Genomic DNA, 23738 nt, shown 5'->3' on the forward strand with positions numbered 1-23738 from the left:
TTCTTTTTATCCTTGACATCGTTGTACAGCCCCTAGCGAGTTCACCTAAAGATCGATGATACAATAGGATAACCAATAGATCAGTAGCCTTTCCATCGAAAATACTAAGCCCGCTAATACGAATTGCTTTTTATATGCAATATNNATTGCATATAAAAAGCAATTTATCTAAGTTTGAATATATTTCAATATCTGATTCCCATGAACACTCCAATCGTATCGACTACACAGTTATCATTCCAGTATCCAAATTCAGCACCAATTGAATTTCCAGATATTTACATCGAAAAAGGTCAACATACACTATTGTTAGGCGATTCAGGTTCTGGAAAAACAACACTATTAAATATATTAGGTGGTTTGTCACGACCAGAAACAGGTCAGGTCAACATATATAGTCAAAATTTATCGTTGTTATCCAACAGCAAACTGGATCAGTTCAGGTCTCAATATATTGGTTTCATATTTCAAGAGGCCCACCTCCTAAAAAATTTAACGTTAGTTGAAAATATCAAATTGGCGCAGTCTTTAGCCGGAAAAAAAGTGGATATAAGCGCTATTGAACTCATCCTAAAACAGCTGCAATTAGATCAAAAAAGTAATGCCTACCCAAACGAATTGAGTCGTGGACAGCTGCAACGTGCCGCTATAGCGCGGAGCATTATCAATAAGCCAGCCCTATTGATTGCGGATGAACCGACAGCTGCATTGGATGACAACAATACCCATAGGGTATTAGAACTCCTATTATCGATAGCTGAAACTGCTGGATCGACCCTACTGATAACTACGCACGACAAGAGAATAAAAGATCAATTCTCCAAAATGTACCTTTTAAAATAATTTTTTACTTTATTTACGCGTCACCCTTTAGATATTAAAATTTGCTATGAACACGATACAATTGGTTTGGAAAAATTTAAGTAGACAGTTTGGCTCGGTCTTTCTAAGCATCTTGCTAACGGCATTTGGAATTTCAATCCTTGCCGTGCTTTCAATTACTGGAGAATCTTTTGAAAAGCAGCTTGACAATAACAGCAAAAATATTGATTTAGTCGTTGGCGCTAAAGGAAGTCCGCTGCAATTGATCTTATCGAGTGTTTATCACATCGACAATCCAACAGGTAACATTCCATTGGACGAACTGGACCCATTACGCCAAAATCCGCTTGTGCAGCTAGCAGTTCCCTTATCGCTAGGTGATAACTTCAAAGGGCATCGCATCGTTGGAACCGATTCCTCTTTCCTGTCCATCTATGAGACTTCTATTCGTGAAGGCCGCATTTGGCAAAATAATTTTGAAGTAGTCATTGGTGACCAGGTTGCAAAAAAACAGCAACTGAAAATCGGTGATCAAATACATAGTTCACACGGCTTGAGCAAAGATGGCCATCATCATGATGAACATCCTTTTACTATTGTCGGCATTTTAAAGCACAATAACAATGTTACTGATAACCTGATATTAACCAACTTAGAAAGTGTCTGGGATGTCCATGGAATCGCACACGCACATGATCACGAAGAAACTGCACTACAAAAAGAACTCCGTGAACGCGAAGAAGACAGGGAGGAAACCGTCAAAGCCCATCTCCACCATCATGGTGAAGATTTAGAAGAAAACTCTAACGCAGCTTTAGGAACCAGCGGAAAAGATCATCACGACCACGATCACGATGAGCAAGACCAACACGAAGAGGAAGGTATATTTGTAAAATCTATTGGCGCGGATATGGTGAAGCAAAATGGACTGGAAATAACTGCTATTTTGATTAAATATCAATCTCCCGCAGCTATCGGTATATTACCTAAAATGATCGACCAACAAACGGATATGCAAGCTGCTTCTCCAGCGATGGAAAGTACTCGCTTGTTTTCACTGTTAGGAGTAGGAATGGATTCTCTAGCTATCCTAGCGTATGTGATCATGCTCATTGCGGGCCTGAGTGTATTTATTAATCTCTACAATGCGTTGAAACAACGTAAATATGATCTAGCCATTATGCGTACACTCGGAGCCTCTAAAGGAAAGTTATTCAACATTGTTTTATTAGAAGGCCTGACAATAACAATCATTGGTGGATTGGTGGGACTTTTATTGGCACATTTGGCCTTATACTATATCAGCAACCAAACGAGCCAGAGTGCCGACTTTATCGAAGCTTTTAGGCTACATCCAAAAGAATTGGTATTTTTGTCTGTCGCTTGTCTAATTGGTGTGCTCGCAGCATTAATTCCTGCTGTGAAAGCGTATCGGACAAGTATAGCCGGTACTTTGTCAAACAAATAGAATAATGGCAATTGAACTAAAATGAAAAATAGGGGTACAGAGCTGGTAACTCCTGGAATTGCAATAAAAAAATAGCAATACGATATATGTAATATTAACCGCGATGAAGCTATCAGATGTATTCATCAAACAGCACAAATCGGATAGCTTCATCCCAACAAGAAAAAATTAAACAGATGAAAAAACTTATCACTGCATTCTTCTTCATATTCTTCGGCATCATACAGTTACAGGCACAGATTGGCAGCAATCCGGATATTCCCGACCATACGCCCATGATGAACAAAACGTGGGAAGCGATTGATAAAATGGCCTACAAAGTCACGTACAACGGTGCAAAGAAAGTGTATACTCCTTTCTATCCGAAGGAACTTAAAGCACTTGAAAATAAAATAGTAGAACTGCCCGGTTACATGGTTCCGCTTCATAGTGGCCGTAATCATAAAAACTTTATGATGTCGGTATTGCCAGTTATGCAATGTCAATTCTGTGGCTCTAATGGTATCCCTCCTATGGTCGAAGTAACCCTAAAGGGTAGTGCAATTAAGTTCTCAGAAGATCCGATTAAATTAAAAGGAAAGATGATCTTTACCAAGGATCCGCTGAAAGGAAATGCTGAAATTCAGATTGTAGATGCTGAACCGATAAAGTAAACTAACGCTTACTACTACACAATTAAAAAATGGACTTTACAAAGCTATCAAAGTCCATTTAATGGATCAGGATCCCCTATTATTTTTACTGTCTATTCAGTAAGGAAACTTCCATACAGGCCGCTAAAGCAGCGGTTTCGGTCCTCAAACGCGACTCTCCTAGCGAGATTGGATGAAAACCCATCTGTATCGCCAGCTTTATTTCCTCGTCCGAAAAATCACCTTCTGGACCGATAAGGATAATATAATGTTTGGCTGGCTCAAAAATTTGGTTTAAATACTTCTTTTCCGCATCCACACAATGTGCAATTGCTTTTTGTACGCCTTCAGTTGGAATATTTTTCAAAAACTGTTTAAACGAAACAGCAGCATTAAGTTTGGGTAGATAAGCTTTCAACGATTGTTTCATCGCTGCAACAACCAACTTGTTTAAGCGATCTAATTTAACCTCTTTTCGCTCAGAATGCTCGCAAATAAGGGGCGTGATTTCCTGAATCCCTACCTCCGTTGCCTTCTCTAAAAACCATTCGATACGATCGATATTCTTTGTTGGCCCCACCGCAATATGTAAATGGTAGCGAGGATGTTGAAAGTCCTCCTCCACATTTAAAATAGCAAGAACTGTGCGTTTAGGATGTGGGTCAATAATTTGAGCTTCGTACAAACCTCCGCGACCATCTATAAGATGTAAACGATCTCCGGAATCCATACGAAGCACACGAATAGCGTGCTTACTTTCTTCCTCACTAAGGATAAAATTTTCTGATGAAGGATTTAAATCCGGTGTAAAAAATAACTGCATGTGCTACTCGCTACTATTTATTCTTCGGTATCATCTTCAGCAGACTCGACCAATTCCAATTTGACAAATTCGATATTCTGCTGCGCTTTTCGAATGATGGTGAATATGTAACCATACTCTTCTTTCCGCTCGCCGACTTCCGGTATCTTATCGAAGATTTCACTCACAAGACCAGACATCGTATCGTAATCCTGACTCTCAGGTAACTCTATTGGAAGAAACTCATTCACATCATGAATACTGGCTCCAGCATCCACCATATACTCTGTTTCGGAAATACGCTCCACAACCGGAGTTTCTTCATCGTATTCATCCTGGATTTCACCCACCAACTCCTCTACGATATCTTCCAATGTAACCATACCTGCCGTTCCACCAAATTCATCCAATACGATCGCCAACTGAATCCGCTTCAGCTGAAATTCAGCCATCAAATCATTGATCTTCTTCGTTTCAGGAATAAAATAGGGTTTGCGCATAATATTTTTCATGACAACCTCTTTTCCTTTCGCTAAAAGCGGTAGAATATCTTTTGTATGAACAATACCCACGATTTGGTCAATATTATCATCATAGATTGGAAGACGGGAGTACCCTTCTTCCGTCATCGTTTCAATCAATTCAGAAGCATCAGCGGTCACTTCCACCGCCACAATTCTAGTACGCGGTACCATAATATTCTTAACGATACGTTCGTTAAAATCGAATACGTTTTTAATCAATTCGTGCTCGGAAATATCCAAAGCACCCGATTCTTTACCTTTATCTAAAAGATACTGTAATTCTTCCGACGAGTGGGCAGATTCTCCTTTGGTAACTTCAAATCCCAAAATCTTTAACAGGAAATTAGCAAAACCGTTTAAAACCCAAATAATTGGTCGAAAGATAAAGTAGAAAAATTGCAGCGGAACCGCAATTTTCATCGTTGTTGCAACAGGTTTTTGAATCGCTATCGATTTAGGAGCAAGCTCTCCAAATACAATGTGTAACACAGTAATAATCGAAAAAGCCAACACATGTCCTGCATTGGTAGCAATCGACCCAGTCAATTCAACACCGAAAAAACCCAGTGCACCCTGCACAATTTGGGTCATTACAGCCTCGCCAACCCAGCCTAAAGCTAATGACGAGAGTGTAATACCCAATTGTGTAGCAGCCAAATAACCATCCAAATGTTCCGTTATACTCTTGGCTATGGTAGCAACTTTGCTACCTGTTTTTGCCTGAACTTCAATTTGGGAGACTCGGACCTTGACAATAGCAAACTCTGCGGCGACAAAAAAGCCGTTTGCAAGTACTAAAAACAATGTCCAAAATAAATCGAGCGCCATGCTGGGGGTTATTTGTTAACAAATTCTGTTTTGTACAATTCGATAGCCTCAATCAAGATTCTTTGCGCTTCATCACGTCCCTTCACACCCTCAACAACGACATGCTTCTTTTCAAGCGCTTTATAACTCTCAAAGAATTGTACAATTTCTTTCATTGTATGCGGAGGCAACTGATCAATATCTTTAATGTAATTAAAAATAGGATCATTTTTAGCTACCGCAATAATTTTATCATCTTGCTCTCCACCATCTACCATATTCATTACGCCAATAACCTGTGCCTCAACTAATGTCAATGGTAAAATATCCACTGAACAAATGACCAAAATATCCAGCGGATCTTTGTCATCGCAATAAGTTTGTGGGATAAAACCATAATTGGCAGGATAAACGACAGAAGAACTCATCACTCTGTCCAAAAGCAACAAACCAGTTTCTTTGTCTAATTCATACTTTCCTTTGGATCCGTTTGTAATCTCAATGATAGCATTTACGGCATTTGGCACATTCTCACCTGGAGAAACCATGTGCCAAGGATTTTGTTTACTCATTTTTTATTTACTGTATATTTTGTTTGTTTCTTTTATCCTTAATACGTTTTTTCAATAACGTTATGGCAATTGGCAAAAATGCAATGACAATCATACCAACTATCACATATTCTACATAATGAATAATACCAGGGAATTCGATACCTAGGAAATAACCTGAAAGCGTCAAAACTACCACCCAGATGGCAGCCCCTGAAACATTATATAGCACAAATTTTTTAAAATCTAATTTTACGACACCGGCAAAGATAGGCGCAAAAGTACGAACTATTGGAACAAATCTTCCTATAATTAAAGCGGTTCCGCCATATTTGTGGTAAAATTCTTCAGCCATGACCACATATTTGCGCTTAAAGATGAAGCTATCTTTTCGCTTAAATAACATCGGTCCCGCTCGATAGCCAAACCAATATCCTGTAAAATTACCTAATACCCCAGCAGTAAACAAGCCCAAACAAAGCGTGAATATATTCACGTCAATTTTATTCAGCGCGCAGAATAATCCAGCAAGAAATAATAAATAATCACCAGGTAGAAAAAATCCAAAAAATAGACCAGTCTCAGCAAATACAATGAGGATAACTAAATAAAACCCTCCTGAACTCAATAGTTCCTCTGGGTTCAATAATTGTTGAAATGACAACAAAAGTTCATGCATAACCTTTAGTAAAAATCAATGTTGCGTTCATTATTTAGAACAAATCCCACGCTTATTTCTGCACAATTTTGAAACAACAAAGTACAAATATAGCATTCTTCTAAAAAACCAACGTAAATCAAGTGTAATATAATCTTTCTAATTATTGATTTTGAGCAGTTATACTCACGATAGACTCGCGGATAGTGGTCGCAATCTGATGGAGTTCGTCCTCAGTTAAGCTCAATTTAGGTCCAGCAAAGTTTAAATCACTAATTTTATTAATAGGGACCAAATGTATGTGTGCATGAGCTACCTCTAAACCCACGACAGCTACACCAACTTTTACACATGGAATTACTTTTTTAATACCTTGAGCAACAATCTTAGCAAAGACCCAAAGCGCCATGTATTCGTCATCTTCGATATCAAAAATGTAATCTGTCTCTTTCTTAGGTATCACTAATACATGCCCTTTAGCTAATGGGCTGATATCCAAAAAAGCTAGAAAATCATTACTCTCAGCAACTTTGTAAGCTGGGATCTCTCCGGAAACGATTTTTGAAAAAATTGTCGACATATTATTCTAATCTTGGAATAAATCTTTTTAAAAAATAATCAGCAAACAACAGACTTAATCTACTAAGCCCTTGGTATGTCGGCGATTAAAGAAATCTAACTACCGCTTTTTCACACCCTGTAATTCCACTGTTCAACAAATATAAACAAAAAAGGTCGCGATTACTACATCACGACCTTCTTAATATAAAGTTAATTTGTAGATGTGCGGTTATGGCATACCGCACATAACCGACATATATTACCTTGAAATATCTACGATTTCGAATTCAATTTTACCCGCTGGTACTTCTATAACAGCTGTATCACCTTTAGATTTACCCAACAAACCTTGGGCAATAGGAGATTTAACAGAAATCTTACCTGACTTCAGATCTGCCTCTGACTCTGCGACCAGTTGATAAGTCATTTCAGCACCATTCTTTTTGTTCTTTATCTTAACAATCGATAAGGCTAAAACTTTAGATGTATCCAATTTGGACTCATCAATTAAACGTGCCGTAGCCAATGTGTTCTCCAAATTGGCAATTTTAGCCTCATGAAGCCCCTGAGCTTCTTTAGCCGCATCATACTCTGCATTTTCAGACAAATCCCCCTTGTCTCTTGCCTCTGCAATAGCATTGGCAATTTTTGATCTTCCTTCCGTCTTCAGATAAGCCAATTCCTCTTTAAGCTTACGCAATCCTTCTTCCGTAAAATAAGTTACTTCTGCCATAATTTTATTTTTTTTCTTATTTTATACTTTTTAAAAAAGAAACAAGACCATATTTCCCTCTTCGGGAAACATGGTCTTGTTTCGAATCTATACGAAGATAATAATTGTTTTTAACAAAACAAACTCTTACCCGCTAATTATAATCAAATCTCCTCCTCGTCAACAAATTTATAGCCGAGTCCACGCACAGTCTGTAAATAATGTGGCTTGTCCGGATTTGTCTCGATCTTTTTCCGTAAACGAACCACATGCATATCTAAAGTACGCGTGTTGACATTTGAGCTATACCCCCACACAACTTCCATTAATTCTTCACGTGTAATCTCCCGCCCTAAATTCTGCAGGAAATGAAGTAAGATGCGGTTTTCCAAAATGGTCAACTCAATTTTCCTTCCGTCACGTATCAAGGAATGAATATTCGGATGATGTTCCGTCTGACCAAACTTGTACACTTCGGGACTGTTTTTCGGTAAGAAAAATTTCACCTTGTTATCGATCATCGCAATAAGCACATCCATATTGAAAGGCTTACTAATGTAATCAGTCACGCCAAAACTGTAAGCTTCAATTTTGTCCACATCTTGAGATTTAGCTGTCATCATGATGATAATATTCTCAAACCCCGCTTTGCGCACATCTTCACAGATCTCGTTGCCTTCTTTCCCTGGAAGCATCCAGTCCAGCAAAACAACATCGGGCCTTTTTTCCAAAATCAAACTTTCAGCTTCATTCCCATTTCCGCTTTGAATGACCTGATAGCCTTCGGATTCCAATCGATGTTTTACCAAGAACCGTAAGTTCTCATCATCTTCAATAACAGCAACAGTGATGTCTTTATTCATAAGTAAATAATTTGTCTTTTAAATGTCTTATGGAATATCCAGTTTATAACGATAAGTTTTCAATGCTTTCTAAACATGGATATTTCATATTTAAATTTATTTTTTAAACCGGAAATACCAAGGTAAAGGTGGTTCCCTGTCCCAATTGGCTTTTTACTGTAATATCACCGCCTATAAATTCAGTAATCTCTTTACAGAAAGCCAATCCCAAACCAATACTTCCTTGCTGATTATATTGACTTTTTATTCTATAAAACTTTTTGAAGATGTTGTTAAACTCCGCCTTCTCTATTCCTATTCCTTCATCCTTAAAAGTGATAACAAAATTCTTCTTATTTTGTTGTATCGCAATATCCAATATTTTATGCCCCGCTTTCGAATATTTATAGGCATTATCAATCATATTTTGAAACACACTACTTAATAACACCGGATCAGCAAGCATTGATGTCCTTACATCAATTTTTGTGCTAATCTTGAAATCTGGATATTTTATTCTTGACGAAGCTACTAGATTTTCCGTAAACATCTTCAAGTCAACCTCTTCTTTATTTAATTTTATCGTTTTATTTTCGATCTGGCTAAAAGATAATAGCTTATTCATCAAGTTATTTAAACGATCTGCCTCCTGATCCAGTATATTTCCATACATTTTACGTTCTTCATCAGAGAGCACCTGCGCACTCTTAATGTTATTTCCAGCAATCTTAATCACACTCACTGGTGTCTTAAACTCGTGGGTAAGATTATTGATGAAATCGTACTGCAATTTAAAAAGTCTTCCGTTAATTTCTAAATTTCTATAAATTAAATATAGTATAGCAATTAAAATGATGTAAATCAACGATATGCCACCCAAAACAGGCCAAAAACTACGATTTATTTCTTTGGAAAGAAAGTTCTTGCTCGATCTAAAAAGGAGCTTATAGTCGGCCAGTGCTCCAGGTAAAGGCATCTCTGTTGAAATCTCGTCATTTTCAGGTGTGATAGGTGCACCTACCAAAGGAACAATCTCCACTTTCTCATAAAGATTAGAATAGCTATTTTTCACCTCCAGGAACATTGGATCGATCTGAAAATTAAACATATCCTGTTCGTAGCCAACGGTATGATCCAAATTACCTTCCATAATTGACTTATAGACAATTAAATCGTTGACCCTCGGAATATTGAGATAGGTAATCTGACCAGGTCTTATGGTATAAAAAACCTTTAAGATATCTTTATCAGAAAGTTTGGCATTCGGTTGCAATTTATCAATATACGTTGCCAACTTTACGCCGATATTATTGATCTCTTCAGAATGTAACCCCATTTGACCGCGATCTCGTATGGTATTTTTATGCAGCCCAGATCTGGAAACAGTAAAAAAAGTAATCGTTTTCGGTTGAATTCTGAGGTTATTAACGATAAAGCCATAATTTAAATTATGATCATTATTGAATTGTAAATCAAAAAAACCAATCTCTCTGACAAACGGATAAGAACTTAATATGCTGTAAGCATATTTACCCGCCTGAACAGAGTCCAAAAAACCTTGATAAAAAGAAACTTCAGGAATTCTATTTTGAAAAAAATCATTGAAAGGAACCAAAGTCTGATCAAATATCTCCGATTTTCTATTCGTAAATTCATTTTTGATATGCGATTCTGTATAGCTACGGGAAAGAAATAAGGCAAATATATACAAGCCACTGATTACGATGAAAAACATCAACAGTAATCCGTAATTCTTTCGATAGCTATATTTCTCTGCTTTCATAATCGCCAGCCTTTAGTCCACAAGATATTTCGCCAAAAATCGCTCCAACTCATTATAATAACCAAAGACATTCTCATCGCGCTTAAAAGTTCTATCTTCATCCTCTTTCAGGATGTATTGCACTGGAATGTTATTATTCTTTAATTTCTGTACAAATTGATTTGCATCTGTCACCGAACTAAACCTGTCCTTTCCTCCTTGTACCAATAGTACCGGTATCTTTACTTTGTCTGAATGAAAGACGGGTGATATATTTTTGAATAATTCACCCTCCCGGATAGGATTTCCAACGATTTGATACATTTTCTGTACATAAGATTTAAAATAGGGCGGTATATCTCTGAAGTACGTAAATAGATTGGTATAACCCGAATAAGACACGGCGCATTTATATAAATCAGAATTAAAGCAAGCGGCATGCAACGCCGAATAACCTCCAAAACCTTTCCCTACGATAGCAACACGTTCGCGATCAGCAATACCCTCCTTAATTAACCATTTCACCCCATCGGTAATATCATCCTGAATCTTTCCCCCCCATTCTTTAAATCCAGCAGTCCAAAACTTCTTACCGAAACCTGTGGATCCCCTATAGTTCATTTGAAAAACCAAATAGCCTCTATTCGCTAAAAACTGTGCCTCATTATCGAAGCCCCAGACTTCACGTCCGTTAGGCCCATCATGAGGAAGGACAACCATAGGCAGGTTTTTGCGATTGGAATGTATAGGATAAGTTAAATAACCCGAAATCTGAATACCGTCCCTCGCAGTATAAGTGATATATTCATTTGGAGAGAGCTCCTTATCTTTTAAATCAGAATTATTATCCGCTAACTTTGTCAACTTTTGTGTCGAAAAATCATAAAAGTAAATCCCTCCAGGGTTGACATCGGTGTAGGTTTTAATGATAATCTTATTGCCTGAACTGTCAGTACTCAATACCTGATATTCAAAGCCATCAATCTGCTTCGCTAATTGATCGTACTTTTGTTTGGTAGTCTCATCGAAGAAATGTCTGTGCTGTCTCGAAGTGGTATAATTTACAAACAACAGCTTATTCTGTTCAGTAAAATATCCCCCAGAGCTCACGTCAACATCCTTGTGGCTAAAAAGTTCACCTAATTCTTTGTGATTTGCCAAATCATAGCTTATCAAAGCCAGTTTATCGCGGTCGACATTCGATAACGCATAGATGATAGCATTCGAATTATCCTTATAACCCAATGGTGTAAAACTACTTTCAACATCACAGCGTATAATCTCCTTAAATGGTTCGTTATCGGAGCTTCGGTACAGTAGCGACTGTTGAACAGAATCGTTGGCTACAGCCATTCGTACCTGACCATCATTAGATACCACCCAAGAACTCATATTTCCTGGATTTTGCAAAATCAACTCCCGGGGTCTTCCGTCTAAATAAATCCGATAAAGATCAAAAAATGAAGAATCTCGATCATTCATCGCCCCTATAAAACTATTGCCCCCGGTAGTCATGGCATGAATCCATCGAAACCGACCACGAATCGGCTTGATCAATGGCCAAATCTTCTCTGTATTGATATCGACCGCATATAAACGTAAACTATCCTGTGCGGATTGCTCTGTCAAAAACGAAATTTTAGAGTTATCGTTCCATGCAAAAGATTTTACATTAATATCATTTTGATAAGTAAGCTGCTTAGAGCTATCCTGATGAATCAAATCTATCAAGTAAATATTTTTGCAATGATTGTCGAGACCGATATAGGCTATAAAGCGACCATTTGGAGAAATCTTAAAGTTTGATTTTTCAGGCTTAGAAAAAAATTGATTTATTGGAATAGGCTCAACATTATGGTGTTGACACCCCAACATGATCATGGTAGAAAAAAGTAAACCTATCCAAAATTTCATCCTCATAATCCCAAATGCATCCTTATCATATATTCCAAATATTGCAATTAAATACGAATTTTCATTCAATGCAACCTTATTTTTACAAGATATACCAATTAAATGTAATTTTCAAACTTCTCGCGCTTCCTGCTCTAAGAATCTTTTTTATCGTAGAAAAATAGCGTATTTTTGTCTATGTTTTTATACAATGTCTCTGTTATAGCAGAAGAAACAATCCATCAGGAGGTTGTTTCATGGATTCAGGATAATATCGTGCAATCCCAAAAATTTGAAGTGCATTTTCTGGAAATGCTTCAGTCTCCACACGAAGGTATGACCTACTGTATACAGGTTGTACTCCCAACAGAAGAACACATAGTAAACTTCCAGCAAGTGCATCTCATCCCATTGCAACACCTTATTTCGGAAGTATATAAAGACAAGGTTTTCCTTTTCGATAGTACGATGAAATACCTAAAAAAATAAAAGAGCTCTTGCGAGCTCTTTTATTTTTTTTCTTCGTTAACACCATGACCACCTTCACCGAGGTTCGCTTCATTCCTTTCACGTATCTCCAACTCCAATTCATATCTCGGGTCATAACTAATTTTTGGCGTTAAAAAATGAAGCAAAATTAAGCGCGCATACCTAAAATTAAAAGGTGCAAAGATCAAAATGGTTACCGCAAGGCCAATCAGATAAAACCAGGGAGATTCGCTTCCTGTCAGAATTGCAATAGCAACCGATACAGTAACAATCTCAGCGACTGACAAAGCATAGCTCACATACATTGCAGCATAAAAATAACCAGGCTCGACCTCGTATTTAACACCACAATAGGGGCATATATCATTCATGTGCTGCTTGCGCAAGCTGTATACCTTTCCTACAAATACATCACCAATATGACACTTAGGACATTTGGAATGTATCATTGCATGGAATTTAGATGTAGGCATTAAAAATCTATTTTATTTCGTTTAAAAACTTTTTTGTTACAGGATTCTTCTTGCGGTATTTTTTATACCATAAATAGCCAAGTCCTGCAGCTGCCAGATAAGGTATGACCAGCAGAAACAAAATACCATCATTCAGCCCCTTTCCTTGCATATTTCCTTCCTTCGTTCCATTCTCAGCGTTCAACGTACACATGGCACATTGTCCATAAGAAACAGATGTAGCTGAGCAGCTTAAGGTAAATATCAGGAGTAAATATTTAAACCATTTCATAGTACAAAGATACTGAAATTTTAACCACTACCCCGCCAAAGATTCAAATTTATCCCAAAAGCCATCTTTAGGCAATGAAGCAACCAATTCCATCTTATCTTTCTTGATTGGATGCGTAAACGCTAATGAACGAGAATGTAAGCAAATACTCCCCAAAGAACTGCCTCTTGGATATCCATACTTATTATCGCCAACAATAGGACAGCCCATAGCAGCGAGTTGGGCACGAATCTGATGGGTACGACCGGTCAGCGGCTCTACGCGCAATAAATAAAAACCATTTAATTCACCTACCAACGTATAATCTAACTCCGCATAACTTCCTCCCTTCACCTCGCGTGGAAACGCCTTGGTTACCCGTGTTTGTCTATTTCTGATCAGCCAATTAATAAGTTTCCCTTCGGTTTTTCGTGGTCGCTGTCTGACTATTGCCAAATAAGTTTTTTTCACGTCTCTATCCTGAAAAAACTTGTTCATCCGCTCAAGAGCCTTGCTCGTTTTGGCGAAAAGTATCATACCGCTTACCGGTCTATCTAAACGATGAATAACACCGACAAAAGCTTCATTTGGTTTATCATATTTCTTCTTTAAATACGCTTTCACCATATCTTCCATCGATATATCTCCCGTTTCATCAATTTGCACAATATCCCCCGCCTTCTTATTTATCGCTATGAGGTGATTGTCTTCGTAAATAACGTCCTTCTCTGCAATTTCAGTGTGATTCATATTTTCAATTCTAAACGGGCTCCCCCAATATGATTAAAAAAAGGCTCTACGCAAGCGTAAAGCCTTTTCATAGTTCTATCATTCAACTTACTTTGCTGTATCTGATTTAAGCAGTTCAGCCTTTTTCGCATCTTCTTTCATTTTCTTTTTGAAGAAACCGCGCAGTAGGAAATTATGCTGCAGCGCTTCCATATTTTCATCCAGCTTTGATGTACTCGAATTCAAGTTATTAATTGCTGATTTAATTTGATTTGCCGATTCAGGATCATTCAACAAAACGCCCACTGCATTATCTTTATCATTTAATCGGCCCGAAGCGTTGTTCAAATTATTTATCAATGCATTTGCTGTCTGAGAGACCCCTTGTAATTGTGCAGCAGATTGACGTAAACTAGAGAAAATAGCGGTATCAGTCGTCAAATCATGAATCAGTCCCTTATTACTATTTAAAGAATTTGTCAGGGTAACTAGATTTGCAGAAGCCTTATTTGCATTATTCATAGCAGCACTGATGGACAATAGTGTAGCACGTAAAGTATTCACCATGGAGGTATCCGTCAACATGGCACCAACCATTCCTTTGCCATCGGCCAATCCTCGTGATATCTCCACGAAGTCAGTGGTAATCTTAGCCAGGTTTTCATTGTTAACCTGCAATGTTTCCATCATTGCTTCCATATCTGCGGTTTTTGCTGAACGCAAAAAATCACCTGTTTCAACAGTAGGGGCATTCTGCGACCCTCCAGAGATAACAACAATCTTATTGCCGATCAATCCATCCGAGCCTAACTTTGTCACAGCGTCTTTCCGAATATACTCAGCAGATTTTTCCTCAATCGTTAATACCACCTCAACATCCTGCACGCTCTTAAAGTGGATATTCTTAATAATACCTACTTTGACTCCAGAAAACCATACATTACTTCCTACTTTCAACCCAGCGACGTCAGGAAACGAAGTCGTAATCTCGATATTTTTAGTAAATTTCTTTTGTTGGCTACCCAAAATGAAAATACCCGCCAATAAAATCAATACGCCTAAAAAAACAAAAACACCAACAATGATTGCTCTTTTATTTTCTGCCTTACTCATGTATATTATAGAATAAAATTATAATTATAAAACGCTCTTACGCGAGCGTCCTCTGTATCAAAAATCTCTTCAAAAGACCCCTGTCTCTCAAACTTACCGTCTAACAACATCACGATACGGTCTCCCACCTCTTTTGCACAAGCCAAATCGTGCGTGATAATAATTGATGCTGTTTTATATCTTTCCTGAACTTCGTTGATCAATCCGTTAATGTCCAGACAAGTAATCGGATCTAATCCTGCCGTTGGCTCATCATACATCATGATTTCTGGCCTCAGAATCAACGTGCGCGCAATACCAATTCGCTTACGTTGTCCACCAGAAAGTTCCGATGGCATCTGATTGATGGCCTGAGAAAGTCCAACGCCATCTAACACCTCCTCTACTGCATGATCGATTTCAGATCGCGTCAAATTACGCTTATTACGAACCAACGGAAACTCTAGATTTTCACGTACGGTCATACTATCATAAAGCGCACTATTCTGAAAAGAAAACCCTATTTTTAGCCGTAATTCACGCAGTTCACGATCATTTAATTCTGTCACAGAATCTCCGAGTACATTAATCGTACCTTCATCCGGCCTCAATAATCCTGCGATTAATTTGATTAACACAGATTTACCTGTACCCGAACGTCCTAATACAACAAGGTTCTCTTCTTTATATAAATCCAAATTAACGCCCCGAAGCACATGGTTATCACCAAAAGACTTGCTAACATTCCTTATTTCAATGACCGGCTTCGAATGGTCAATGTTTGATTGAATCTTTTCCATAGCTCACTATCCAAAGAACGATAAAATCTGAACAATAATTATTTCCTCAATAAAAACAAGGAACATTGACGCCACAACGGCCGCATTGGCAGCTTTACCAACACCCTCTGTCCCCTTGGAAGAAAAATAACCACAATAACAACTTACAGCGCCTATCGTAAAACCAAATATAACAGCACGCAACACCATAGCTCCTAAATCTTTAAATGCTATCGTTTCAAAAACCTGTGTAAAAAAACTCAAAAAGCTCAAGTCATCTTTACTCATCATACTGAGATAGCCACCTAAAAGACCGATGCCGGCAACATAAAAACAGAGCACAGGAATTCCGATCGTTGTAGCCAATATTCTACTTACAATAAGATATTTATAAGGATTGGTTCCAGAAACTTCCATGGCATCTATTTGCTCTGTAACATTCATCGAACTTAATTCCGCACCAATTTGAGACCCCACTTTGCCCGAAGCTATTAAAGCCGTAACTAATGGTGCCAATGCACGAACAATAGCGATCGAAATTAACGAAGGCAACATCGAAGTTGCCCCAAATTCCTCCAAAGAAGGACGTGATTGTTTTGTAAAAACAAAGCCCACGATAAATCCCGTTAAACTGATCAAAGGCAAAGATTTGTAGCCTATTTCATAGCACTGGCGGACAATTTCTTTGAATTCATATGGTGGAGTTACCAATTCGCGCCAAAACCGTAGCAAAAAACGGTGAATATTTGCGAATTCTAGAAAAAAAGTCTGAAGTTTTTTAGCCATTTAAATGATGTCTATTTCAAATTAATGTGTCTTAAAACACGTCTTATGCTGAACAAACACGTAGCAATTCGAGCGGTAAAGGTAAATAAAAATATGTATCTAAATTGTCGTTTATGTAAAAAGATCATCAATTTGACTTTCACGTAAAAATAATCAGATTTCCAATGTACCGATTAAACCATTTTATTCGTTATGCTGTCATAATAACAAAGACTACGGCATAGAGTTTTGTCACACTTTAAAATATTACAGAAATGAAAAATTTAGGCAACATAAAATATTGGGTACTGGGGTTTATTGGTATCGCTTCTTTCTCAAGCTGTGCCACATCGATGGCCCAACGCGGTGGATATAACAATTATGACCATTATAACAACGCTGGCGTCTCATTCCAGCTGTTTTATGATCAACTATCGCCTTATGGACAATGGGTTAATGACCCGAATTATGGTTACGTTTGGATTCCGGACGTTGGCCCTAACTTTCAACCCTATGCTACAAATGGTTATTGGACGATGACTGACTATGGAAATACCTGGGTATCCAACTATGACTGGGGCTGGGCACCATTTCACTACGGTCGCTGGAATTACAATGATCGCTATGGATGGGGCTGGGTTCCTGACTATGAATGGGGACCGGCATGGGTAAATTGGCGTCAAAGTAGCGACTATTACGGCTGGGCCCCCATGGGACCAGGTATGAATATCAATGTATCCGTCAATATTCCAATGAACTTCTGGACATTTGTGGGAGTCAATCATTTCATGAGCAGGGATATGGATCGTTATTATGTGAATCGTAGAAATTACAATAACATTTATAACAGAACCACAGTTATCAACAATACAACGATCATTAACAACAACTATTATGTTGGCGGCCCGCGAAGAGCAGACATCGAGCGCTCAACAGGAAGAAACATCACAGTAAATAGGATAGCAAATGCGGATAGACCTGGATCGGTTCGTAGTAGCAGCAATCGCAGCAATGAAATCAGTATGTACCGTCCGGCTGTAGATCGTAATACGCGGTCGTCTGCACGTCCAACGAAGGTAGTGGATGCCTCTACCCGAACACGGAATAACAATAGCGAGATATCAGATCGTACCAATCGCGTTATCAGCAACCGCGATAACATCGATTCAAGATCAGGAAGTCGTGAGTTATATATTGACAACAGTGGAAATGCTTCTGTAAGGTCCCGTAATGATGCCAACAGTACAGGCTCGAGCCGCAGTTCAATCAATAACACTAGAAGCGGAGACAACGGGGCGACAAATAGAAATACGAATGGTACACAACCTAATTCGAGTAACTATGATTTTAGGACGCGATCAGGTCGGCAATCGGATGCTCCAAACAACAATAACCCTACATCTACCAGTAGAGGGAGGCAGAACGGTTCCGATCAGACTGTACCGCCACGCGTAGTTCAACCTACAACAGCACCGCAACGGAACGGAAATTATGATGGTAGCAGCACACGTTCGACACAGCCCATGTCTCAGCCGGTACAAAGTCGAAATTCCGATAGCCGGACGCGTTCGAACCAACCGGTGTCTCAACCAGTGGCCCAACCGTCTCAAAATCGGAGTTATGAAAACACCAGAAGCAGATCCAATACAGATAATTCATCGTCTGTATCGCGATCAAGAAATTCTGGAAGCTCAGCTGAGCGTAGCTCCGGACGTTCTTCACAGGGTTCTGAAAGATCTAGAACAAGATAAGGATGACCGAATAACATGATAATTCATAAAAGGCGGATGAAATAAAAAATTTCACCCGCCTTTTACATATGTGTCTTTTGATATTTATCATGAACAATCCACACAATTTCACGTTAATTAGTAAATTTACCGCTTCAAACAAAAAAACAAATCGATAAGGATGGCTTCATTTACCTCTATATTAGATAATGATTTCTATAAATTCACGATGCAGCATGCTGTAGTCAAGTTGTTTCCAAAGGCCAAGGCTCGTTATCATTTTATCAATCGGGGACACCACAAGTTTCCTGAGGGTTTTGATGTCCTCTTGAAGCAGGCTGTTAACGAAATGGCTAATTTGAAACTAACAAAAGCCGAAAAGACTTTTTTTGCCAGAACTTGTCCCTATATCGACCCAACCTATTTTGACTTTCTCCAAGGTTACCGATATGATCCTGAAGAAGTCAAAATATTTCAGGATGGCCCCGATCTAGAAGTCGTTATCGAAGGGTACTGGTATCGCACTATCCTCTGGGAAGTTCCGTTGATGTCTCTTATCTGTGAACTTTTTTATGAATCCCAGGGCTTACAACGTTCCTCCGATGCGGACGTAATCGCCACAGCGAAAGATAAAATCGAGAAATATAAAAAACTCAATATTACTATTGCTGATTTTGGCACCCGAAGACGCCATTCTCATGAAGTGCATGATTTGGTCGTTCGTACTCTCAAGCAATATGGCGAAAAAACATTTATTGGCACCAGCAATGTCTATTTAGCAATGAAATATGAAACGAAGCCCATCGGCACCCATGCCCATGAATGGTTTATGTTTCACGCCGCTAAATATGGCTACAAAATGGCCAACCTCCTGGGACTGGAACATTGGTCTGATGTGTATCGGGGCGACCTCGGAATAGCACTATCGGACACCTATACAACAGAAGTCTTCTTTCAGCAATTCGATAAAAAGTTAACCAAATTATTTGATGGAGTCCGACATGATAGTGGAGATCCTCTTGAATTTACAGATAAAGTTATTGCACACTATAACAAAAATGGAATCAATCCGCTTTCAAAGACCATTATATTTTCTGATGGCCTAGACTATGAAAAAGTCGAAAGAATTGCGGGCTACTGTGAGGGTAAAATCTTACATTCCTTTGGCGTTGGCACCAATTTTACGAATGATGTAGGTCTTAAACCAATGAATATTGTCATCAAGATGACAGATGCTTTGCCAGAAGATGATCAATGGAGTCCCGTCATCAAATTATCTGACGAACCGATGAAACATACAGGAGATGAAGACTCCATTTATATTGCAAAGAAAGTATTAATGATTGATGATGACCATGCATAGAGACGTATACGGTGAAGCCCTTGATGATTACTTTGTACATCAAGAAGAAAAATTCCCCCTCATACTCCATACCAGCTATGGCGATAAAGACGAAATGCCGGTAGAGATTTTCTTTCGGGAACCTGATGATTTCCCTGAGCTAGAATTTATTGGTCTATCGCTATGCGATGGACGTGTATTGGATGTGGGCGCTGGAGTAGGCAGCCATAGTCTATATTTACAAGAAAAAGGCTTTGAAGTGGATGCATTGGAAGAATCCCAAACCGCTTGCCATATCATGCAGCAACGCGGGGTACAACATATTATCTGCGAAGACTTTTATAAATTTAAAGGGCAGCGATACGATACGCTTTTGCTGCTGATGAACGGGATTGGTATTGCTGGAGATGTGGAGGGCTTTCGAAAACTACTAGCGCATAGTAAAGAACTATTGACGGAAAATGGGCAGCTGATTTTTGATTCGTCCGATATCAGTTATTTGTATAAAGATTACAACGTCAAGAAGCCGGCCCACTATTTCGGGGAAATCCAATATCAGTATGAATACAAAGGCTCCCGAGGCGATCTCTTCAAATGGCTGTATTTAGATCAGGATTTATTGATTAAAATTTCGCACGAAATGGGTTGGGTAGTCCAAATTTTATATGAAGATGAGAATGATCAGTACCTCGTACGTATGGAACTAAAAAAGTAGCCTGTTATCGATAACAGGCTACTTTTACTATTTCTGCGTCCTGATATAGATATCTCCCAGGGATGTTTTCAAAATCACGTCCTGTCCACCGCCGTTCATTTTGCCCTTCACTGCATTACCCATAGGGATTGACTGGGGCTCCTCAGCGCTTTTTTCAAATTGGAATTCATCTGCGGCATAGATATTTCCCATTGCTGATTTCACATCCACATTTGCCCCAAAATTCTTGGGAAAAGCAACATCTACAGCGCCCATTGCAGCGACAAGAGAAATAGGTCCTTTGACCGGTTGAACAAACTTGGCTGTTACATCTCCCTGTGCAACCTTCACATTGATTGGTCCCGTTACGTTCAACAAATTCACATTTCCCATCGTATTGGAAACTTCCACCTCAGCGCGCATATCTTTCAATTCGATCACTCCAGCATTGAACATCGCACCACGCCCCCCTTTTATCGTCAATGGTAGATCCATAGGTATCTTGATTCGGATAGAATCCTCTAGGGGCATCCCGACCATGCTTATTTCGGTCACTCCACCTTCTGTTTTGATATTCATTCCGAGTCCCGAATTATCCGATAATCCAGAACCATTAACGACACGTAGGCCTTTTGCACGATCATTTCCCTCATTATCCTCAACCTTAGCGGTAATCAGCACATCCTTCCCCTTATACCCTTCGATATAAACATTATCCAACTTTAACAGGAGTTTACTTCCTAAATTAGGCACTTTAATTTCCTTCCAGCTTTTGGGTCCATTAGAACCGCCGAATCCTGAAGAATTGAATGTAAAATTAGTACTATTACTTACGGCAACGCCTGAAACCGCTCTAGCCTTTTTAGGAGGATTAGGAGGCTTTGGCGCAGCAACTCCTTCCACACTTTCATTTACCTGGGCCTGTAATGCACTTGCAAAAATAAGTGCTATCCCAATCATCATTATCCTTAACTTTTTCATCTCAATTTATTTTTTCTTCCTTATTATTAACCAAGCCATCTGCTCTACCTTCTCGTAAGCGAGCCTACACAAGTGGACGTTCTTGAATCTATTCATCTATTGATTTAATAATACCGCATACGCCTGTTCTTTCACAAATTTCAAGGTGAAGGGATCCTCCACAATTTCAGTTAACTTTTCTTTTGTTGTCGCTTTCATCTTTGGATCATCTTGCTGAACCATCATTTGCATAAGCTCCATTTGCAACGTGGGATCATTTTGCACCACAAAGAAGTCCTGAACTTTCTGCTGACGTTCTTCTTGGCTCAGTCCACTTAATATCGTTTCGATTGCAGCTATACGCACATTACTATTTTGATCCGATACAGCAGTCCTTTCCAATGCTCCTCTACTATTCCGATCTAACCTACCTTCATCTTTCAACGCTAAGACAGCACTTAGACGTGCGCTTGCGGAACTCGAATCCTGAAGCATCTCAACGTAATCAATTTTCTCTTGCATTTTACCTAAACCAGAGGTCGTTATGTTTGCTGTTGCCAACTGCTTTCTTTTGGTTTGCCTACCCGCTATTGCCATAGACGAAGTCAATTTAGTTGAATTATCGTTATCAGCGCGTCCTACTGTTTCGTTAACGGCTTTTTTATCGCCTTCATTTTCACGAACAACATGAGGACGTACAGCAGCCACAGGTTTTTCAGTCATTAAGTCGCCCGGTCTGTTAAAAGCGATAAATGCTGCTGTTCCTACCAACAAGACCGCTGCAGCAATACTAGCCCACTTCCAAAGAGGCTTAATCTTTCTTTGCTGAACAGGTGGAACTACTTGCGGTCTTATTTTATTCCATAAGTCAGCCGAAGGTTCTCTCTGATCAAATGATTCCCGATTAGCGTTCACAAAATCTTTTAAATTATCCCGCATAATTATACCTTTCCTTCAATTGTTCGTAAATTTTCTTTTTTGCGCGATGGTATTGGCTACGGACGGCAACTGCTGTCATTCCCAATGCTTCCGCGACTTCGTCATGGCTCATATTTTCAAACAGATAAAGGTTAATGACCATCTTGGGCACCCCCGTCAGCTGGTCGATCGCCTGCTCCAAATCCGTTAAACGACATTCACGCCATTCCTTTTCCAGTAATTCATCTTCGCCATCATCCTGAATTTCCAAATCGTCCACCGACGTAAAATACTGCTTATTTTTCCTCAACAGTGAAATGGCCTTATTCACGCCCATCCTTCTCAACCAAGCTTCCACACTGAGAACCAAATGCCACTTTTCCGATCTTGAAAAAAAGTCAACAAAAGTCTCCTGCAAAATATCTTCACTCTCTTCCTGATTGGCCAAAATCCGATAAATAGAATTAAAGATCTTTTTTGCATAGCGATGATAAAGCTGCGCATACCCAGACTCATTACCCGTTTGGCACATCGCTAATAAATCTTTATCGCTAAGCTGATTTTGCACGTTGTAAAATTAATTCTGTTAATTCTTATGTTTCTACTATGTAGTCGACACCCTCCCGAAAATGTTGCAATATAATTTCACTTTTTTTACAAATAATTTTAAAAGTACCTAAAATGCCGTTTAGACGATCCTGTACTGCAAAAAAAAACAGAACAATGATCTTAAGTATCTGCATGATTAAAATAGCTTGATACCGATGCTATAACTCCTTTATACCAATATTGACTATCTGACTTTAAGATAGGTTTCTACAATAGTATGGTGAACTCCTAATTCTGGCAGATTTTCCACGCCTGTTTGAATCAATGTATCCCCCTTTATCTTGAGTTGAAAATCAAATGTATTCCTTTCCCAATCACGTATGGAACAATATTGCAAACTTTCTTGATATTTAACACCATCAAAGGAATAGGTCCCGCCGCCCGCTACAAACAAAGGTTCTTTCCCTTTGCCTTTTTCCTTATCATGATTAAAAAAAGAAAAGTGGTCATCATTAAACATTTTAAACATCTCTGTTTTGCTGCTGTCTGTAAAAGCTGTCACAGTATCCTTTCCTTTAATTGTCTTGCTGTCAATTAACTTATACGTACCGGCCAAAGATTTTGATTTTAACGCATGCATTTCTTTCTTGTCCCCGTTTCCTTTACATGAAAAAAACAAACAGGAAGTCGATACCACAAATAGCAAATGATTTTTTAGGTTCATCATATTTATAAAAGGTTTATAGCAGCCAAACTACAAAAGTTCAGGCTCAATCAAAAACAAACTACGCTAATTATTTAGCTGACCAAACTAAACACACCACCAATAGTCAAGCTTCAGTTTAGTTCCATCTGGATACTCCATCAACAAGGCATGCTATATCCATTCCCCCATTTGCAATAAGCAATTTTTAATCCTATTTTAGCGATGGTT

Annotated in this window: 26 protein-coding genes; 7 read left to right on the top strand and 19 right to left on the bottom strand. The window is 38.8% G+C overall.

The annotated features are described in order from the left end of the window. The first annotated feature begins 201 nt into the window (after window positions 1-201). The 3 genes from B2W36_RS05110 (at window position 202) to B2W36_RS05120 (ending at window position 2943) form a co-directional block, all read left to right on the top strand. Window positions 202-843: an ABC transporter ATP-binding protein gene (locus tag B2W36_RS05110; protein ID WP_293886626.1), complete on the top strand. Its 642-nt coding sequence runs from the start codon at window positions 202-204 to the stop codon at window positions 841-843. A gap of 46 nt (window positions 844-889) precedes the next feature. After that, the gene (locus B2W36_RS05115) at window positions 890-2290 is read left to right on the top strand and encodes an ABC transporter permease (protein WP_293886627.1); all 1401 of its coding nucleotides are present in this window, start codon (window positions 890-892) and stop codon (window positions 2288-2290) included. Window positions 2291-2466: 176 nt separating this feature from the next. Next, complete coding sequence (locus tag B2W36_RS05120; RefSeq protein ID WP_293882459.1) at window positions 2467-2943, top strand: hypothetical protein; 477 nt, start codon at window positions 2467-2469, stop codon at window positions 2941-2943. Window positions 2944-3028: 85 nt separating this feature from the next. On the opposite strand, the gene B2W36_RS05125 is transcribed toward B2W36_RS05120, so the two are convergent. The 9 genes from B2W36_RS05125 to B2W36_RS05165 form a co-directional block, all read right to left on the bottom strand. Next, window positions 3029-3745, bottom strand: a complete 717-nt coding sequence (locus B2W36_RS05125; RefSeq protein WP_293886628.1) for a 16S rRNA (uracil(1498)-N(3))-methyltransferase — start codon at window positions 3743-3745, stop codon at window positions 3029-3031. Between the two features lie 17 nt (window positions 3746-3762). Continuing rightward, window positions 3763-5076 (bottom strand): hemolysin family protein, encoded by a 1314-nt coding sequence (locus tag B2W36_RS05130; protein ID WP_209579074.1) that lies wholly within the window; start codon window positions 5074-5076, stop codon window positions 3763-3765. An 8-nt stretch (window positions 5077-5084) separates the two neighbouring features. Then, on the bottom strand, window positions 5085-5627 hold the full coding sequence (locus tag B2W36_RS05135; RefSeq protein ID WP_209579073.1) for an inorganic diphosphatase: 543 nt from the start codon (window positions 5625-5627) through the stop codon (window positions 5085-5087). A 7-nt stretch (window positions 5628-5634) separates the two neighbouring features. Further along, window positions 5635-6285: a DedA family protein gene (locus B2W36_RS05140; RefSeq protein ID WP_209579072.1), complete on the bottom strand. Its 651-nt coding sequence runs from the start codon at window positions 6283-6285 to the stop codon at window positions 5635-5637. A 142-nt stretch (window positions 6286-6427) separates the two neighbouring features. Then, window positions 6428-6844, bottom strand: coding sequence for an HIT family protein (locus B2W36_RS05145; protein WP_209579071.1), 417 nt, complete (start codon window positions 6842-6844; stop codon window positions 6428-6430). A gap of 240 nt (window positions 6845-7084) precedes the next feature. Further along, window positions 7085-7558, bottom strand: a complete 474-nt coding sequence (greA, locus tag B2W36_RS05150) for a transcription elongation factor GreA (RefSeq protein WP_209579070.1) — start codon at window positions 7556-7558, stop codon at window positions 7085-7087. Between the two features lie 143 nt (window positions 7559-7701). Beyond that, window positions 7702-8400, bottom strand: a complete 699-nt coding sequence (locus tag B2W36_RS05155) for a response regulator transcription factor (protein WP_293886629.1) — start codon at window positions 8398-8400, stop codon at window positions 7702-7704. Between the two features lie 103 nt (window positions 8401-8503). Beyond that, window positions 8504-10162 carry a sensor histidine kinase gene (locus B2W36_RS05160; RefSeq protein WP_293886630.1) on the bottom strand — a complete coding sequence of 553 codons (1659 nt, stop codon included), beginning with the start codon at window positions 10160-10162 and terminating at the stop codon, window positions 8504-8506. A 12-nt stretch (window positions 10163-10174) separates the two neighbouring features. Beyond that, window positions 10175-12055 carry an alpha/beta hydrolase family protein gene (locus B2W36_RS05165; protein ID WP_293886631.1) on the bottom strand — a complete coding sequence of 627 codons (1881 nt, stop codon included), beginning with the start codon at window positions 12053-12055 and terminating at the stop codon, window positions 10175-10177. Window positions 12056-12232: 177 nt separating this feature from the next. On the opposite strand from B2W36_RS05165, the gene B2W36_RS05170 reads away from it, so the two are divergent. Beyond that, window positions 12233-12523, top strand: a complete 291-nt coding sequence (locus B2W36_RS05170) for a DUF4286 family protein (protein WP_209579067.1) — start codon at window positions 12233-12235, stop codon at window positions 12521-12523. A 20-nt stretch (window positions 12524-12543) separates the two neighbouring features. On the opposite strand, the gene B2W36_RS05175 is transcribed toward B2W36_RS05170, so the two are convergent. From B2W36_RS05175 to B2W36_RS05200, 6 genes are all read right to left on the bottom strand, one after another. Continuing rightward, window positions 12544-12972, bottom strand: coding sequence for a DUF983 domain-containing protein (locus tag B2W36_RS05175; RefSeq protein ID WP_293882472.1), 429 nt, complete (start codon window positions 12970-12972; stop codon window positions 12544-12546). A gap of 31 nt (window positions 12973-13003) precedes the next feature. Then, on the bottom strand, window positions 13004-13267 hold the full coding sequence (locus tag B2W36_RS05180) for a hypothetical protein (RefSeq protein WP_293882474.1): 264 nt from the start codon (window positions 13265-13267) through the stop codon (window positions 13004-13006). 27 nt (window positions 13268-13294) lie between these two features. Next, complete coding sequence (locus B2W36_RS05185) at window positions 13295-13996, bottom strand: RluA family pseudouridine synthase (RefSeq protein WP_293886632.1); 702 nt, start codon at window positions 13994-13996, stop codon at window positions 13295-13297. An 87-nt stretch (window positions 13997-14083) separates the two neighbouring features. Beyond that, complete coding sequence (locus B2W36_RS05190; protein WP_209579064.1) at window positions 14084-15088, bottom strand: MlaD family protein; 1005 nt, start codon at window positions 15086-15088, stop codon at window positions 14084-14086. 5 nt (window positions 15089-15093) lie between these two features. After that, complete coding sequence (locus B2W36_RS05195; protein ID WP_293886633.1) at window positions 15094-15867, bottom strand: ABC transporter ATP-binding protein; 774 nt, start codon at window positions 15865-15867, stop codon at window positions 15094-15096. Between the two features lie 6 nt (window positions 15868-15873). Beyond that, the gene (locus tag B2W36_RS05200; RefSeq protein WP_209579062.1) at window positions 15874-16632 is read right to left on the bottom strand and encodes an MlaE family ABC transporter permease; all 759 of its coding nucleotides are present in this window, start codon (window positions 16630-16632) and stop codon (window positions 15874-15876) included. Between the two features lie 254 nt (window positions 16633-16886). Between B2W36_RS05200 and B2W36_RS05205 the strand changes: the two genes are divergently transcribed. The 3 genes from B2W36_RS05205 to B2W36_RS05215 all read left to right on the top strand — a co-directional run bounded on the left by B2W36_RS05205 (window position 16887) and on the right by B2W36_RS05215 (window position 20398). Next, window positions 16887-18362 (top strand): DUF6600 domain-containing protein, encoded by a 1476-nt coding sequence (locus B2W36_RS05205; RefSeq protein WP_293886634.1) that lies wholly within the window; start codon window positions 16887-16889, stop codon window positions 18360-18362. A gap of 160 nt (window positions 18363-18522) precedes the next feature. Beyond that, the gene (pncB, locus tag B2W36_RS05210) at window positions 18523-19704 is read left to right on the top strand and encodes a nicotinate phosphoribosyltransferase (protein ID WP_209579060.1); all 1182 of its coding nucleotides are present in this window, start codon (window positions 18523-18525) and stop codon (window positions 19702-19704) included. Further along, window positions 19697-20398, top strand: coding sequence for a class I SAM-dependent methyltransferase (locus B2W36_RS05215; protein ID WP_293886635.1), 702 nt, complete (start codon window positions 19697-19699; stop codon window positions 20396-20398). Before pncB ends, B2W36_RS05215 begins: the two co-directional genes overlap by 8 nt. A 27-nt stretch (window positions 20399-20425) precedes the next feature. On the opposite strand, the gene B2W36_RS05220 is transcribed toward B2W36_RS05215, so the two are convergent. From B2W36_RS05220 to B2W36_RS05235, 4 genes are all read right to left on the bottom strand, one after another. Further along, a complete protein-coding gene (locus B2W36_RS05220) occupies window positions 20426-21358 on the bottom strand; it encodes a DUF4097 family beta strand repeat-containing protein (protein ID WP_293882487.1) in 933 nt (310 codons plus the stop codon). A 96-nt stretch (window positions 21359-21454) separates the two neighbouring features. Beyond that, window positions 21455-22276, bottom strand: coding sequence for a hypothetical protein (locus B2W36_RS05225; protein WP_293882489.1), 822 nt, complete (start codon window positions 22274-22276; stop codon window positions 21455-21457). Beyond that, window positions 22266-22823: an RNA polymerase sigma factor gene (locus B2W36_RS05230; RefSeq protein ID WP_293882491.1), complete on the bottom strand. Its 558-nt coding sequence runs from the start codon at window positions 22821-22823 to the stop codon at window positions 22266-22268. Before B2W36_RS05230 ends, B2W36_RS05225 begins: the two co-directional genes overlap by 11 nt. A 225-nt stretch (window positions 22824-23048) precedes the next feature. Continuing rightward, window positions 23049-23531, bottom strand: a complete 483-nt coding sequence (locus tag B2W36_RS05235) for a hypothetical protein (protein WP_293886636.1) — start codon at window positions 23529-23531, stop codon at window positions 23049-23051. Window positions 23532-23738 lie beyond the last annotated feature (207 nt).

The organism is Sphingobacterium sp. UBA3549 (genome assembly GCF_002376635.1).
Classification (GTDB): domain Bacteria; phylum Bacteroidota; class Bacteroidia; order Sphingobacteriales; family Sphingobacteriaceae; genus Sphingobacterium.